Source organism: Bradyrhizobium sp. Ec3.3 (assembly GCF_000472925.1).
GTDB lineage: Bacteria > Pseudomonadota > Alphaproteobacteria > Rhizobiales > Xanthobacteraceae > Bradyrhizobium.
The window spans coordinates 341,200-353,843 of sequence record NZ_AXAS01000001.1; the positions used below are offsets into that span (position 1 = coordinate 341,200).

The 12,644-nt window shown below is 62.3% G+C and carries 14 protein-coding genes and 1 tRNA gene; 10 read left to right on the forward strand and 5 right to left on the reverse strand.

Annotated elements, in window-relative coordinates:
* Nucleotides 1-97 precede the first annotated feature (97 nt).
* Nucleotides 98-1,243: an alpha-hydroxy acid oxidase gene (locus YUU_RS0101705; protein WP_027520791.1), complete on the reverse strand. Its 1,146-nt coding sequence runs from the start codon at nt 1,241-1,243 to the stop codon at nt 98-100.
* Between the two features lie 60 nt (nt 1,244-1,303).
* Nucleotides 1,304-1,705, reverse strand: a complete 402-nt coding sequence (locus tag YUU_RS60970; protein ID WP_027520792.1) for a hypothetical protein — start codon at nt 1,703-1,705, stop codon at nt 1,304-1,306.
* 712 nt (nt 1,706-2,417) lie between these two features.
* Between YUU_RS60970 and YUU_RS0101720 the strand changes: the two genes are divergently transcribed.
* The 3 genes from YUU_RS0101720 (at nt 2,418) to YUU_RS62620 (ending at nt 4,543) form a co-directional block, all read left to right on the forward strand.
* Nucleotides 2,418-3,434 (forward strand): hypothetical protein, encoded by a 1,017-nt coding sequence (locus tag YUU_RS0101720; protein ID WP_156944034.1) that lies wholly within the window; start codon nt 2,418-2,420, stop codon nt 3,432-3,434.
* A 105-nt stretch (nt 3,435-3,539) separates the two neighbouring features.
* Nucleotides 3,540-4,064 (forward strand): hypothetical protein, encoded by a 525-nt coding sequence (locus tag YUU_RS0101725; RefSeq protein ID WP_156944035.1) that lies wholly within the window; start codon nt 3,540-3,542, stop codon nt 4,062-4,064.
* A gap of 314 nt (nt 4,065-4,378) precedes the next feature.
* Nucleotides 4,379-4,543: a hypothetical protein gene (locus tag YUU_RS62620; RefSeq protein ID WP_371260467.1), complete on the forward strand. Its 165-nt coding sequence runs from the start codon at nt 4,379-4,381 to the stop codon at nt 4,541-4,543.
* A gap of 236 nt (nt 4,544-4,779) precedes the next feature.
* Here the strand turns inward: YUU_RS62620 and YUU_RS49895 are convergent, their stop codons facing one another.
* A complete protein-coding gene (locus YUU_RS49895; protein ID WP_051389578.1) occupies nt 4,780-5,493 on the reverse strand; it encodes a nitroreductase in 714 nt (237 codons plus the stop codon).
* Nucleotides 5,494-5,596: 103 nt separating this feature from the next.
* Here YUU_RS49895 and YUU_RS62625 point away from each other — a divergent pair, with 103 nt between their 5' ends.
* Together YUU_RS62625 and YUU_RS60975 are read left to right on the forward strand one after the other, a co-directional pair.
* Nucleotides 5,597-6,016 carry a LysR family transcriptional regulator gene (locus YUU_RS62625; protein WP_198031680.1) on the forward strand — a complete coding sequence of 140 codons (420 nt, stop codon included), beginning with the start codon at nt 5,597-5,599 and terminating at the stop codon, nt 6,014-6,016.
* Nucleotides 5,901-6,500 (forward strand): substrate binding domain-containing protein, encoded by a 600-nt coding sequence (locus YUU_RS60975; protein ID WP_371260468.1) that lies wholly within the window; start codon nt 5,901-5,903, stop codon nt 6,498-6,500. The genes YUU_RS62625 and YUU_RS60975 overlap by 116 nt, the downstream gene beginning before the upstream one ends.
* 166 nt (nt 6,501-6,666) lie before the next feature.
* Here the strand turns inward: YUU_RS60975 and YUU_RS0101745 are convergent.
* Nucleotides 6,667-6,743: transfer RNA gene (locus YUU_RS0101745), tRNA-Arg, on the reverse strand.
* Nucleotides 6,744-7,081: 338 nt separating this feature from the next.
* Nucleotides 7,082-8,608, reverse strand: a complete 1,527-nt coding sequence (locus YUU_RS0101750) for an ATP-binding protein (protein WP_027520796.1) — start codon at nt 8,606-8,608, stop codon at nt 7,082-7,084.
* Nucleotides 8,609-8,958: 350 nt separating this feature from the next.
* On the opposite strand from YUU_RS0101750, the gene rpmH reads away from it, so the two are divergent.
* From rpmH to YUU_RS0101775, 5 genes are all read left to right on the forward strand, one after another.
* On the forward strand, nt 8,959-9,093 hold the full coding sequence (gene rpmH / locus YUU_RS0101755) for a 50S ribosomal protein L34 (RefSeq protein WP_008542748.1): 135 nt from the start codon (nt 8,959-8,961) through the stop codon (nt 9,091-9,093).
* Between the two features lie 29 nt (nt 9,094-9,122).
* On the forward strand, nt 9,123-9,500 hold the full coding sequence (gene rnpA, locus YUU_RS0101760; protein WP_027520797.1) for a ribonuclease P protein component: 378 nt from the start codon (nt 9,123-9,125) through the stop codon (nt 9,498-9,500).
* Between the two features lie 16 nt (nt 9,501-9,516).
* Entirely contained in the window at nt 9,517-11,385 is a 1,869-nt protein-coding gene (gene yidC / locus YUU_RS0101765) for a membrane protein insertase YidC (RefSeq protein ID WP_027520798.1), read from the forward strand.
* Nucleotides 11,386-11,496: 111 nt separating this feature from the next.
* Nucleotides 11,497-12,147, forward strand: a complete 651-nt coding sequence (gene yihA / locus YUU_RS0101770; RefSeq protein ID WP_027520799.1) for a ribosome biogenesis GTP-binding protein YihA/YsxC — start codon at nt 11,497-11,499, stop codon at nt 12,145-12,147.
* Nucleotides 12,147-12,512 (forward strand): DUF423 domain-containing protein, encoded by a 366-nt coding sequence (locus YUU_RS0101775; RefSeq protein ID WP_027520800.1) that lies wholly within the window; start codon nt 12,147-12,149, stop codon nt 12,510-12,512. Before yihA ends, YUU_RS0101775 begins: the two co-directional genes overlap by 1 nt.
* Nucleotides 12,513-12,644 lie beyond the last annotated feature (132 nt).

Consider the following 12,644-nt stretch of genomic DNA (forward strand, 5'->3'; position numbering starts at 1 on the left):
CGGTCAGCCAGGTCGAGCTCAGCTGTTGCTGATGGAGCGATGGAATACTGAGAGGGATCGGGATTTGTTGTGAGCGTATCCTCCGACTGGTTCGCGTTCACCTGAACCGCAGATTGTCGCGCGAGAGCTGGCTGACCGAGGTGCAGCCCATCAGCTTCATGTCGCGCTCGATTTCGGTCCGCATCATGCCGAGAGCCCGCTCGACGCCGGCCTGGCCGGCGGCAGCCAGAGGATAGAGATAATAACGGCCGAGACCGACCGCCTTGGCGCCGACTGAGAGGGCCTTCAGGACATGGCTGCCCCGTTGGACCCCGCCATCCATGAGCACGTCGATCCGGTCACCCACGGCATCGACGATTTCGGCCAATTGATCGAATGACGCCCGAGAGCCGTCCAGTTGCCGGCCGCCATGGTTGGAGATGACGATGCCGGTACAACCGATCTCGGCGGCGCGCCTGGCGTCGTCAGCGGATACGATGCCCTTGAGGCAGAATTGGCCGTTCCACGACCGAACCATTTCAGCCACATCGTCCCAATTCATGGATGGGTCGAGCATTTCCGTGAAATAGCGGCCGATCGAGAGTGCGCCGCCGCTCATGTCAATGTGCTCGTCGAGTTGCGGCAGCTTGAAGCGCTCGTGGGTAATGTACTCTAACCCCCACCTCGGCTTGATCGCAAATTGCAGCATGCCGGCAAGCGTCAACCTGAACGGTATTGAAAAGCCGGTGCGCAGATCGCGTTCGCGGTTGCCGCCGGTGATGCTGTCGACGGTCAGCATCATGACCTGGACACCGGCGTCCTTCGCTCGTTGCATCATGGCCCGGTTGAGGCCCCGGTCCCTGTGAAAATAGAACTGATAGACCTGTGGCGTATCGTGAGCCTTGCGTAGCTCCTCGAGGCTCACCGTCCCGAGCGAGGATACTCCGAACATGGTGCCGTATTTTGCTGCTGCGGCCGCGACGGCGCGCTCACCCTGGTGGTGGAAAAGGCGTTGCAAGGCCGTCGGGGAGCAATAGACCGGCAGAGCCAGCTTCTGGCCCATGACTTCGACGGAGAGATCAACCTGCTCCACGCCGCGCAGAACGTTGGGCACGAGGTCGCAGTCCTCGAAGGCTTTCGTGTTGCGCCGGTATGTCACCTCATCGTCTGCGGCGCCGTCGATGTAGTTGAATATCGGGCCGGGCAGCCGTCGCTCGGCCAAGCGACGGAAGTCATGAAAGTTGTGGCAGTCGCGCAAGTTCATGGGTGCTCTCATGCTCGATCCGAGCCCGTAAGGCTCTACCGGTCCCGGTTGGCAGCGACCTCACCAGGGAGCTACCTCGTCGGCGAGAATATGCCAAGGTCTTGGGTGCCTGCCACATCTGAAACTGCCGCGTCGGATTTCGATTCCGAGCGCGCCGGTTGCATATGTTTCTCCGTCAAGAAGACATGACCCGGTTGATAAGGTCGGTTCAACTGGATCTCCGGATTCACGCGCACGCCGGACCCGGGCTTTGAGGTCGAGGCTCATCCAGCAGTCGTACATGAGCCAGAAGTCGTCGCCGACCTTGTTGCGCATGTCCTCAATGATCTTGATGTTCTTCTTCAGACCCTCATCGCCTTCGGCGGGACCGTGTAGCAAGGGCAGCTTGCCGCCGATGAAGCCGAGTTCCTTGGCGATGTCAGTACGCGCACTGGTGGCATAGAACTGCAGCTCGTCGCGCACGGGCCCCGTGACGACGCAAGCCAAGCAGCACATCGAGCATATCGCCGACTGGTACGTGAAATATCAGATCATTCCCAAACGACCGGACATCGCCAATTTCGTGACAGATATCACGGGCGAACGCTGACGATCATCGCACGCACCTATGGGCACCAGATTTCGGCGTCAGGATTGAGCGGCTTCCAGCCGAAAAAGCCTCCAGCAGAGCAGCACGCATCGTCTCGCTATGAAAAAGGCTGAGGCTGGCTTGCCCAACCGACGCTCGCAAAGCGAGCGAGAAATGGCGCGCCAGGGCCGATGAAGATGGGCACTACTGCTTCGCCGTGGCGCTATGATGCAACGGCCGAAACCGCGACGATCACGCGCGGCGGTTGCCAAGGGTACGCCCCAGCATTCGGGTTGAGGTGTTCGGATGCTATCACCGAACGCAGGCGTTGCACGAACATGCTGGTATTCCATGGCTTTGAGGAAATCACAGGAAGAGCGGGTGATTTGAACCCTGGAGACGTCGTCCGCTACAAAAGAACCTTAACGGGTCCGGCGGGGATGGGTTGCCATGAGATCAGTCCGGTTGGCATCAAATCCGGTTTCGGCTTTGGTGCGGTCTGCGTCTTTTGCGACGCCGACTCTGGCAATGGCTTTCCGCGCCTGACCGGCTGCCTTGCAAAGCACCTAAGCGCCGGCTGCGGATCGATCGCCGAAGGAATCGAAGATGGCAACGAACTTTATTCTCAGAAGCCCTTACCTGCCATCAAACCGGTCAACCTACAGGTTGGATGCGCCATCGCCGCTTGCCTGGTTTCAGTCGATTTGGCCTCGCCTGCGCGAAGATGCCGGCATCAGCAGCAAGGAATTGCTGAATGTCGAAAACCTATATTACTTCGCGGGCTTCGCCGAAAACGTCCGGGACAAGGGGCTCGCCGCGCCCGCGAACATGGTCGACTTGCAAACACTTCTGTCTCACAACTGGTATGGTATCGTCGAGTGCCGGGATGGATATGTCTTCATCGAGACCGACGACGACGAGGTGCAACTCGCTTTCTGGTGGGTCAGCGACGAAGTTCTTGAGGCGGAACAAGAGCGCTTCGCCTGCTATTCCGCCGATCGACTGCCGCCGGAAACCGGCAGCGGAGGATTCGATCCTGGTTGCGGCATCGCCTTGGCTGGCAACGTTGGGGGAGTTGGCTCGGTTTTCGGCGTCTTTGCGACAGTGTGGGACGGCGGCAATCTCCTCGACCTCCCCGGTCCCATCGAAGTGCGTGGGTTGCGTCTTCCTGAATTCGCCGGCTGGCTGCGGGCTGTTCCACCCGGAAAAATAACCATACCGGGACTGCTTCCGCCAGGACTCAAGGTGGACCATTTGCTCGAACTCGAATGGATGGCGCTGATAGCGCGGCACAATCCGGAACTTAACGTTCCGGCCTTGTTGCGCCGTCTGGGCGAGGTGTCTCCGACGAATGTCGATAAGCACTGCGAGGAAATGGCGGCGGGCACGCTGACCGAGGATGAGCTGCGGAAGGAGCCCCGGTGGCACCGTCGGGATGAACCTTCGATCTCCTTGCAGGACAACGCGCATTCAGTCGAACTCCGGCTGTCCGATGGATTTTGCACGCACGTCTGGTTTCTGTTCGATGACCTCTGGGCATCGGCGCATCCGGTCTTGGCCCGTTCATTGCTGCGGTTCGGCCTGCCGATTTCCCAAGAAGTCTGGGCGGAACGGCATCCGTGACTTCTGCCGGCCGCTACCGCCCGATTGCAGGTTTGGCATACGTGAACGGGGCATCCAACGGGTGGGATGCGAGCCCTTCGGCAAACAGTGAAGGAGCGAACAGCCATGAACGCTATCCTTCGCGCTAGCGCAGTGGCCGCTGCGCTGCTTCCAGTTTGGCTGGCGCCGGCGCTGTCGAGCGCTGAGCAATGTCGCACCGGTCCTGTTACTTGCGAGGCCCCAGCCTGCACCGTCGAGAAGACCGCCTACGGGGAAGGACCGGCCTCGTACGCCCAATGGAAAGAGGGTGGGACAATCTACACGGTGATCGTGGTCACAGCGAGAACGCCGATTTCTTTCAAGGGGTATCTTGGGAGATGGCTGCACCAGCACAAATGCACCGCCAGCGAAATCCCCTTCGACCACAAACTCGGCATCGAAGGCGTCGAGAGCTCAGTCAAGCCCGGCACGCCGCCGCAAATCACATGGAAGGGAACATGCGCTGCCTATGAGAAGTATATGGTCCGCGCGATCAGCCTCAAGCGGCAGGTGGTGGAATTACATGTAACCCTACCGTTGGGTGACCCCGCTCCGATTGAAGCCGCATTGGCCGCATTCTTGGACCGGGTACGCCTATATCCCGCGCAGTAGTGGCAGAGTCCGCTGCTTGGCCCGGTGACAGTGCACCCAACTCAACAACTAGACTGAGGTCAATCGAAGGATCGGCCGGTTTCGGCGGCGATAGCGAATACCGAAATGGCGCGCCACGGCCGATGAAGATGGGCACTACTCGTTCGCCATCGCACTATGACCCGGCTGCCGACCAAGCGATCCAGCCGGATGACCTGCGACGGACTGCGATCTTGCGCTACGCCTTATGGGCGGCTGTCCTCCCGATTTCGCGGCTGGTCCGGTTACTCTTCGATAGCGGCCCTTTCAATTCCGGGAACGGCGTGATGGGCCAAATGTCGCCAAAGGCTTTCGACCTTTGGCAGCGAACGCTTGCAGAAGGCCTGATGCGATGTGGGATTGCCTCGGAAAGCGCAGGTCTGCTTGCGTCAACAGTCCCGGCCGCTTTTGAGGGCGGGCTTGTTCAGGCGCAGGTGGCTCGGTCCAAAGAGCCGCTCTAGGTGTGTGCATCACAGATGGCTTATCTTTGCTCTCGGTCGCAAGATTCCGCTTCATCCGGCAAGAAAGGGTAGAGCGGCGCGCGGCTTCGGCTCTCTCGAGGTTCGAGGAGTTCGCTTCGAAGTAATTATTGCTGGTGCGCCACCACCGCGCCGAGCCAAGTCTGCAGCAGTGATAGTCGGCACAGGCTCGGAGGGGCCCAAACTAAGCAGTGGGGCAGCTTCGCCGTCGCCGGTGTTCATGGGGATACCGGCGCCGGGCGGTTCAGTTCTTCGAGTGCAAAACCGCGCAGGTCAGCAATTTCCTCGAGAGATGCACGTTCGGTCACCAGACTGTTGATCGGTTGCGACGCGTCGCGGTAGCCGAGCGAGATGCCGCAGAACACGATTAGCTCCGGAGGCAAATCGAGATGCGCGCGCACCGTCTTGTGCATCGCCGCCCACGCCGCCTGCGGACACGCAGCCAAGCCGCGCTCGTGGGCAAGCAGCAGTATAGATTGCAGGAACATGCCAGTATCGGCCCATTGTCCCTGCTCCATGGCGCGGTCGATCGACAGGATCATACCGACAGGCGCGCCGTAGAAATCGAAATTGCGCGCAAATTGCATCAGGCGGCCCAGCTTGTTTTCTTTGCCGATGCCGATCGTTGCATACATATCCTCAGCGCATTTCAGGCGCCGACTATTGTAAGGGTCTTTCAGATGAGCCGCGTAGATATTGTACTCGGATCCTTCGCCCGCTGAATTCGCTGCAAGGCTCTGCTTTACTGCCGCCTTGAGCTGTTCGAGATCGGACCCCGCCATCGCCGTCACTCGCCATGGCTGCATGTTGCTGCTCGAAGCTGTATGGCGGGCGATTTCGATGATCTCGCGCACGATTGAAAGCGGAATGGACTTGTTCAGGAACGCACGCGCCGAATGACGCTCTAAGATGGCTCGCGTTACGGTTGTCATGGATGCTCTGTGAGAAACCTGGATGATCTTAAAGAAAGCTTCTATTCAACCAATCTACGGATTAATAGATAGATATATCGATTAAGACAAATCCGTGAGCCGCATGAATAAGGCAAGCTTCTCGGAGGCTGAAGCGTTCTTGGCGATCGTGGACACAGGCGGCTTTGGCGCGGCTGCGCGCGAGCTTGGCGTCACGCAATCGACGGTCAGCCGGCGCGTCACCGCTCTGGAAGCACGCATCGGAAGGCGACTCATCCAGCGCACCACCCGCCGCGTCTCACTTACCGAAGCAGGATCCGCGTTCGCAAATGATCTGCGGGATGTTCTGGCAAGATTGGCTGATGCGGAGGGTCGCGCACAGGCAGACGAGATCGAGCCGGGAGGTCTGCTCCGCGTCACCATGCCGACTGCATACGGGCGCACGCGTATCGTTCCAAGATTGGTTATCTGCGCGCTATCCTCGTCTCCGGCTGGAAGTCGATCTGTCGGATCGATACGTCGATTTGCTCGAGGATGGGTATGATGTTGCAATCCGCATTGCGGAGCCGACCCAGTCGGGCTTGGTGTCCCGGCAGATAGATCGTTTCACGCTCCACGCGTGCGCATCTCCCGATTACTTGATGAGAAAGGATTCAATCGTACATCCACGTGATCTTGTTCGCCACGACTGCGTCGTGCAGCGCACCTACGCGCCGCGCAATAAATGGCGCTTCAATATGGGTGACGGAGCTGTTGAGATCAACATCGTGCCACGAATCGTAGTCAGCGACATGGCGGCCGCGAGAGAGCTTGTGGTCTCTGGCGCAGGAATATCGATTCTGCCGTCGTATTTGGTGACCGACGACATCGCAGCCGGGCGGCTAGTGGAAGTCATGCCGGCAGCATCACTTCCGAGCGTCGAGGTTTTTGCCTCATTTTCTCACCACCGCCGGACCCTTTCCAAGATCCTCGTCTTGATCGAAGAGCTCGAAGCAACAGGATCGCTTTCGAGACGCCCGCCACACTGAAGCGATTATCTGCAGGCAGACAGCCGCGTCGAGCACCGACGAACTGCGTCGTACGCAGTGCCCCAGGCCGCTGTAAGGCCCGAGATGCGTTGTCCATGCCATGGGGGGTTAGGGGGCAGCGCAGGAACGGCCCATCATGCGGGCCATAGCGTGCTCTGGCGTAAAATGGCGCGCCCGGAACGATTCGAACGTCCGACCCTCAGATTCGTAGTCTGATGCTCTATCCAGCTGAGCTACGGGCGCGTGTTTCGCAAACAGCTATGCGGGCCAGGCCCACACGCAGCCTCCGGACAGAGCCGGAGGGGGTGCGAAAGAGCGCTCTGACTAACCGCTCTTGTCCCGGTTGGCAAGGTCTGGATAGGCCGTATTTGGGGCATTTCCGCCTTTTCAGCCGTCATTCCGGTGCGCCTCGAAGAGGCGAGCCCGGAATCCATAACCACCGGTCGGGGTTATGGATTCCGGGCCTGGCCCGGAGCCTGCCATCGGGCCGGCCGAAGGCCGGACCCGGCGGGGCCATCCCGGAATGACGAATTGTGGGAACAGCGTCCGGAATCGCAGGCGCGGTCGGCCTCTGGCCGACCCTACGCCCTCGCCCGCTCGTTGCGGATGGAGAGGAGTTCCACGGGGCGGTCGGGGATCACGATCCGGAAGGTGGCGCCGATGGTGCCCTCGACGAGGTGGATGTCGCCGCCATGAGCACGGATGAGCTCGGCGGCGATCGCCAGCCCGAGCCCGCTGCCGCCTGGGCGGCCCGAGGTCTGGAACGCCTCGAACAGGTGCTCCCGGGTCTTTTGCGGCACGCCGGGGCCGGTATCGGAAACCTCCAGGATCGCGACCGCGCCCTCGCGCTTGCCCGTGATCCGGATCTGCTGCGGGCCGGTCGCGCTCGCGGCGTGGGTTTCCAACGCCTGCGCCGCGTTGCGGACGAGGTTGAGCAGCACGCGGAACAGCTGGTCGGGGTCGGCATCGATCGACAGCCCGCGCTCGATCGCGGCAACCCAGGTGATCGAGGCATCGGAGGCGAGGCCCGCGGTCTCGCGCACCTCTACGACCACCGGCTCGATCAGGATCAGGCGGCGATCGGGCGCGGCCTCCTGGGCGCGGCCGTAGGACAGGGTCGACTGGCAGAACGCGATGGCGCGCTCGAGCGAGCGCACGAGCTTTGGCGCAAAGCGCTGCACCCGCGGATCGGGCACGCTGGCGAGTTGGTCGGACAGCAGCTGCGCCGAGGCCAGCAGGTTGCGCAAATCGTGGTTGATCTTGGAGACGGCAAGACCAAGGGCTGCGAGCCGGCTCTTCTGATGCAGCATCGACATCAGGTCGCGCTGCATGTCCGACAGCTCGCGCTCGGCCACCCCGATCTCGTCACCGCGCTGGCTCGGCACGATGATTCCCGCCGAACTCTCGGGGTTTTCATGGAAGCCGACCAGGCTCGCGGTCAGCCGCCGCATCGGCCGCACGAACAGATAATGGAGCGCGAGATAAACGAGGCCCGCGGTCAGCACCGCGATGAACAGCGCGACCACCACGACGTTGCGGGAGAAGCGGTACATCGCCTGCCGCAGCGGCAATTCGTCGGTGACGACCTCGATGAACTGCGCATTGCCGCTCGCCGGGCCGACGATGCGGATGGCCTGGTTGCCGGTCTCCAGCATCATCTGGAACGAGCCAGTGATCGCTTGCCACGCCGTCATCTCGCGCAGGTCGATGTCGTGCTCGATCGCGGCCGGCAGATCGGCGCTGGCGAGCAGGCGGCGCTGTTGGCCCATCTTGATGGCGACGGCGCGCGCGTTGATGCTCTTGAGGATCTGCCGCGACAGCGAGTCCGGGACCATGCCGAGCGGCGCGGCGTCGAGCACCAGGGCCGCGGTGTTCGCCGCGGCGACGCGGTCGTTCAGCCGGTTGACCCAGAAGTTGGCGATCGCGGGCACGTAGAGCATGCTCGCTGCGATCATCACCAGGGGGACGGTCAGCAGCAGCAGCTTGCCGGACAGGCCGAGCCGGCGCGGGGCGCGCGGCCGCACCGCCGCCGGCGACCCCGGGTCTTGGGGCTCCAGGTCCTGCGGCTCCAGGCCCCTTTGGGCGCGCTGAAGGTCTGTCGCTGACACGAATTTCGCCTTCGTTGGCCTCGACTTGTGGAGGATGCGACCCGTAGCACCTGCCGGTCAAATTACGGATCGCTAATCTGCCAAGGTAGGATGTAGGCGCGGAAACGGCGAGTCGCTACCTCCACTGGGAAAAACCCCGCGGAAACAGCGATATTCGCCAATTGGACCCGCCCCGCGGCGTTGACGAAAACGGGACGCTCCCTTATAAGCCGCGCCGAATTGTCCGCGATGACCCGGTGTGACACCGGGAGCGGCTCTTTTGGGGCCGGAAAGGGCCCGTTTTGGGCCGCATCTTTCGGACGTATCCATCAATTCCAAAGGCAAATTGCCCGGTCAGCGGAGAACAACCCGTGAAGCGGACTTATCAACCCAGCAAACTGGTGCGCAAGCGCCGTCACGGCTTCCGTGCTCGCCTCGCCACCGCCGGCGGCCGCAAGGTCCTCGCCGCCCGCCGCGCCCGCGGCCGCAAGCGTCTGAGCGCCTGAGCCGGACTGGCCCTTTTTGGGATTTCATCATGGATCGGCTGAGGCAGCGGGCGGATTTCCTCGCCGTTGCCAATGGCGCGCGGGTGAACAGGCCCGCGTTCGTCCTGCAAAGCCGTCGCCGCGATGACGCCGGCCCGATCCGGGTCGGCTTTACCGTTACCAAGAAAAACGGCACCGCTACCGAGCGCAATCGCATCCGGCGCAGGCTTCGCGAACTGGTGAAGTGCTGCGACCCGCTGTCGATGCACCCCCACCATGATTATGTGCTAGTCGGCCGCAGGGACGCGCTGACGCGCGAATTCGCGGTCATGCTCGACGACCTCCGTGCAGCGTTCGCCCAATCGCAGCGGCCGGCGACGAAGGGACGCGGGCAGAAGCCCTTACCTGCGGACCGCAAACCGGACTGATGACGAGAATCCAGAGATGACCGACAATCGCAACACCATCCTCGCCGTCATTCTGTCCGGCCTGGTGCTGATCGCGTGGCAGTATTTCTACAACGTGCCGCAGATGGAGAAGCAGCGGGCGCAGCAGCAGGCGCAGGCCGAGCTTCAGAAGAACGCGCCGCAGCCGAGCCCGACCGCCTCGCCCCAATCCGGAACCGCGACGACCGCGCCGCAGGCCGGCGCCACGCCGGCACCGGCCGCGCCTACCTCCGGCAACCAGCCGGTCGTTGCCCGCGACACCGCGATTGCAGCCAGCCCGCGCGTGAAGATCGACACCCCGCGCCTTGCCGGCAGCATCGCGCTGAAGGGCGGCCGCATCGACGACCTCGCGCTGGTGCAGTACCGCGAGACGGTCGACCCGAGCTCGCCGCCGATCATCCTCTATTCGCCGTCCGGCACCGCGCAGCCTTATTACGCCGAGTTCGGCTGGGTGCGGGGACAGGGCGTCTCGGCCAAGCTGCCGGACGCCTCGACGGTCTGGCAGCAGGACGGCTCGGGCAACCTGACGCCGTCGACGCCGGTCGTGCTGAAATATGACAATGGCGAGGGCCTGACCTTCCGCCGGACCATCGCGGTCGACGACCACTATCTCTTCACCATCAAGGACGAGGTGAGCAATGTCGGCAATGCGCCGGTCACTCTCTATCCTTACGCGCTGATCTCGCGCCACGGCACGCCGCAGGTCTCCGGCTACTACATCCTGCATGAAGGCCTGATCGGCTATCTCGGCGAGCATGGCTTGCAGGAATACGCCTACAAGAAGATCGACGAAGCCAAGCAGGTGAACTTCAAGGCCACCGACGGCTGGCTGGGCATCACCGACAAGTACTGGGCTTCGGCGCTGTTGCCCGACACCAATGCGCAGCTCCAGGCGCGCTTTTCGTCGGATCTCGCCAACAATATCCGGAGCTACCAGACCGACTATCTGCTCGATCCCGTGACCGTCGCGATCGGCGGCACCGCGACGGCGAATGCGCGGCTGTTCGCCGGCGCCAAGGAAGCCGGCGTCGTCGGCGTGTTCCCGTTCGCAGGCCTCGGCGGCTACAACAAGGATCTCGGCCTGAACCATTTCGATCTGTTGATCGACTGGGGCTGGTTCTACTTCATCACCAAGCCGATGTTCTTAGGCCTCGACTTCTTCTACCGCTTCTTCGGCAATTTCGGCATCTCGATCCTGCTCGTGACCGTCATCGTGAAGCTGCTGTTCTTCCCGCTGGCGAACAAGTCCTACGCCTCGATGGCGAAGATGAAGTCGATCCAGCCGCAGCTTCAGGCGCTCCGCGAGCGCTATCCCGACGACAAGGTGAAGCAGCAGCAGGAGATGATGGAGATCTACCGCAAGGAGAAGATCAATCCGGTCGCCGGCTGTCTTCCCGTGGTGATCCAGATCCCCGTGTTCTTCTCGCTCTACAAGGTGCTGTTCGTCACCATCGAGATGCGGCACGCGCATTTCTACGGCTGGATCAAGGACCTCTCGGCGCCGGATCCGACCAATTTGTTCACGCTGTTCGGGCTGATCCCGTTCGATCCGACCACGATCCCGGTGTTCGGCCACTATCTCGCGCTCGGCATCTGGCCGATCATCATGGGCATCACGATGTGGTTCCAGATGAAGCTGAACCCGACGCCGCCGGATCCGACGCAGAAGATCATCTTCGACTGGATGCCGCTGATCTTCACCTTCATGCTGGCGGGCTTCCCCGCGGGCCTCGTGATCTACTGGGCCTGGAACAACACGCTCTCGGTGATCCAGCAAAGCTTCATCATGCGCCGCAACGGCGTGAAGGTGGAGCTGTTCGACAACATCCGCAGCTCGTTCAAAAAAAAAGTGACTGAGGCGACCTAACGCCGTCATTGCGAGGAGCGAAGCGACGAAGCAATCCAGACTGTTTCCGCGGAGAAAGTCTGGATTGCTTCGCTTCGCTCGCAATGACGCGGGGAGCGAGCGGGCATTCGCATGAACGCAGAAACCGACGACAGGCTGATCGAAGCGGGGCGAAAGCTGTTCGCGCGCGACTGGCAGTTCATCTGGGCGTCGCCCTCGATTCAAACGCTGCCACCGATGGCGGGGCTGGAGATCGCCTTTGCCGGGCGCTCCAATGTCGGCAAGTCGAGCCTGATCAACGCGCTGACCGGCCGCAACAATCTCGCGCGCACCTCGCATACGCCGGGGCGGACGCAGGAGCTGATCTTCTTCGAAGTCCCAGGAAAGTCCGACCTGCGGCTCGTCGACATGCCCGGCTACGGCTATGCCAAGGCGCCGAAGACGCAGGTCGCATCCTGGACCGACCTGATCCACAAATTCCTGCTCGGCCGCGCATCACTGGCGCGCGTCTATGTGCTGATCGACGCGCGGCACGGCCTCAAGGATGTCGATCTCGAAATCCTGAAGACGCTCGACCGTTCGGCCGTCAGCTACCAGATCGTGCTGACCAAGGCCGATCAGGTGAAGGCTTCGGAGCTTGCCAGCCGTATCACCGAAACGGAAGCGGCGCTGGCAAAGCACCCGGCGGCGTTTCCGAACGTGCTCGCGACCTCCTCGCGCAGCTCGACCGGCATGGAGAGCTTGCGCGCCGCGATGGCACGGCTGCTGGAAGAGCGGGCGTGATGCCGCAAGCGTTCCGCCTGTTGATCGGGCTTGCCGGTTTGATGGGCGCCGCCGGCATGGCGCTGGCAGCGGCTGGCGCCCACGGCGCGGAGGCAAGCCGGCTCGCCACGGCAAGCTCGATGCTGCTGTTTCACGCAACTGCCATATTGGCGACGACGGCGCTGCTCGCGCGCGGCCTTCTGCACGGCGGAATTGGCCTCACCGCCGCCTTCGGCTTCGCGATTGCGGCCGCATTGTTCGCCGGCGACCTGACGCTGCGCCAATACGCCGGCCATTCGCTGTTTCCCTACGCCGCGCCGACGGGCGGCACGCTGATGATTTTGAGCTGGCTGGCGGTGGGCGTGGCAGCGGTAGTGCCGCGTTGATAACTCTCGTGCCCCGGACGCAGCGCAGCGCTTCAGCGGTGCGCTGCTGAGCCGGGCCCATGCCGACGCTGGGTCCCGGTCCAGCGGCGCGTCACCATAGCGCGTCGAAGACGCGCGTGGACGCGCTTTTGG

Coding starts and splice junctions, on each gene's coding strand:
- YUU_RS0101705 (WP_027520791.1), bottom strand. CDS start 1,243: ATGAACTTGCGCGACTGCCACAACTTTCATGACTTCCGTCGCTTGGCC.
- YUU_RS0101720 (WP_156944034.1), top strand. CDS start 2,418: ATGGCAACGAACTTTATTCTCAGAAGCCCTTACCTGCCATCAAACCGG.
- YUU_RS0101725 (WP_156944035.1), top strand. CDS start 3,540: ATGAACGCTATCCTTCGCGCTAGCGCAGTGGCCGCTGCGCTGCTTCCA.
- YUU_RS62620 (WP_371260467.1), top strand. CDS start 4,379: ATGTCGCCAAAGGCTTTCGACCTTTGGCAGCGAACGCTTGCAGAAGGC.
- YUU_RS49895 (WP_051389578.1), bottom strand. CDS start 5,493: ATGACAACCGTAACGCGAGCCATCTTAGAGCGTCATTCGGCGCGTGCG.
- YUU_RS62625 (WP_198031680.1), top strand. CDS start 5,597: ATGAATAAGGCAAGCTTCTCGGAGGCTGAAGCGTTCTTGGCGATCGTG.
- rnpA (WP_027520797.1), top strand. CDS start 9,123: ATGGATCGGCTGAGGCAGCGGGCGGATTTCCTCGCCGTTGCCAATGGC.
- yidC (WP_027520798.1), top strand. CDS start 9,517: ATGACCGACAATCGCAACACCATCCTCGCCGTCATTCTGTCCGGCCTG.
- yihA (WP_027520799.1), top strand. CDS start 11,497: ATGAACGCAGAAACCGACGACAGGCTGATCGAAGCGGGGCGAAAGCTG.
- YUU_RS0101775 (WP_027520800.1), top strand. CDS start 12,147: ATGCCGCAAGCGTTCCGCCTGTTGATCGGGCTTGCCGGTTTGATGGGC.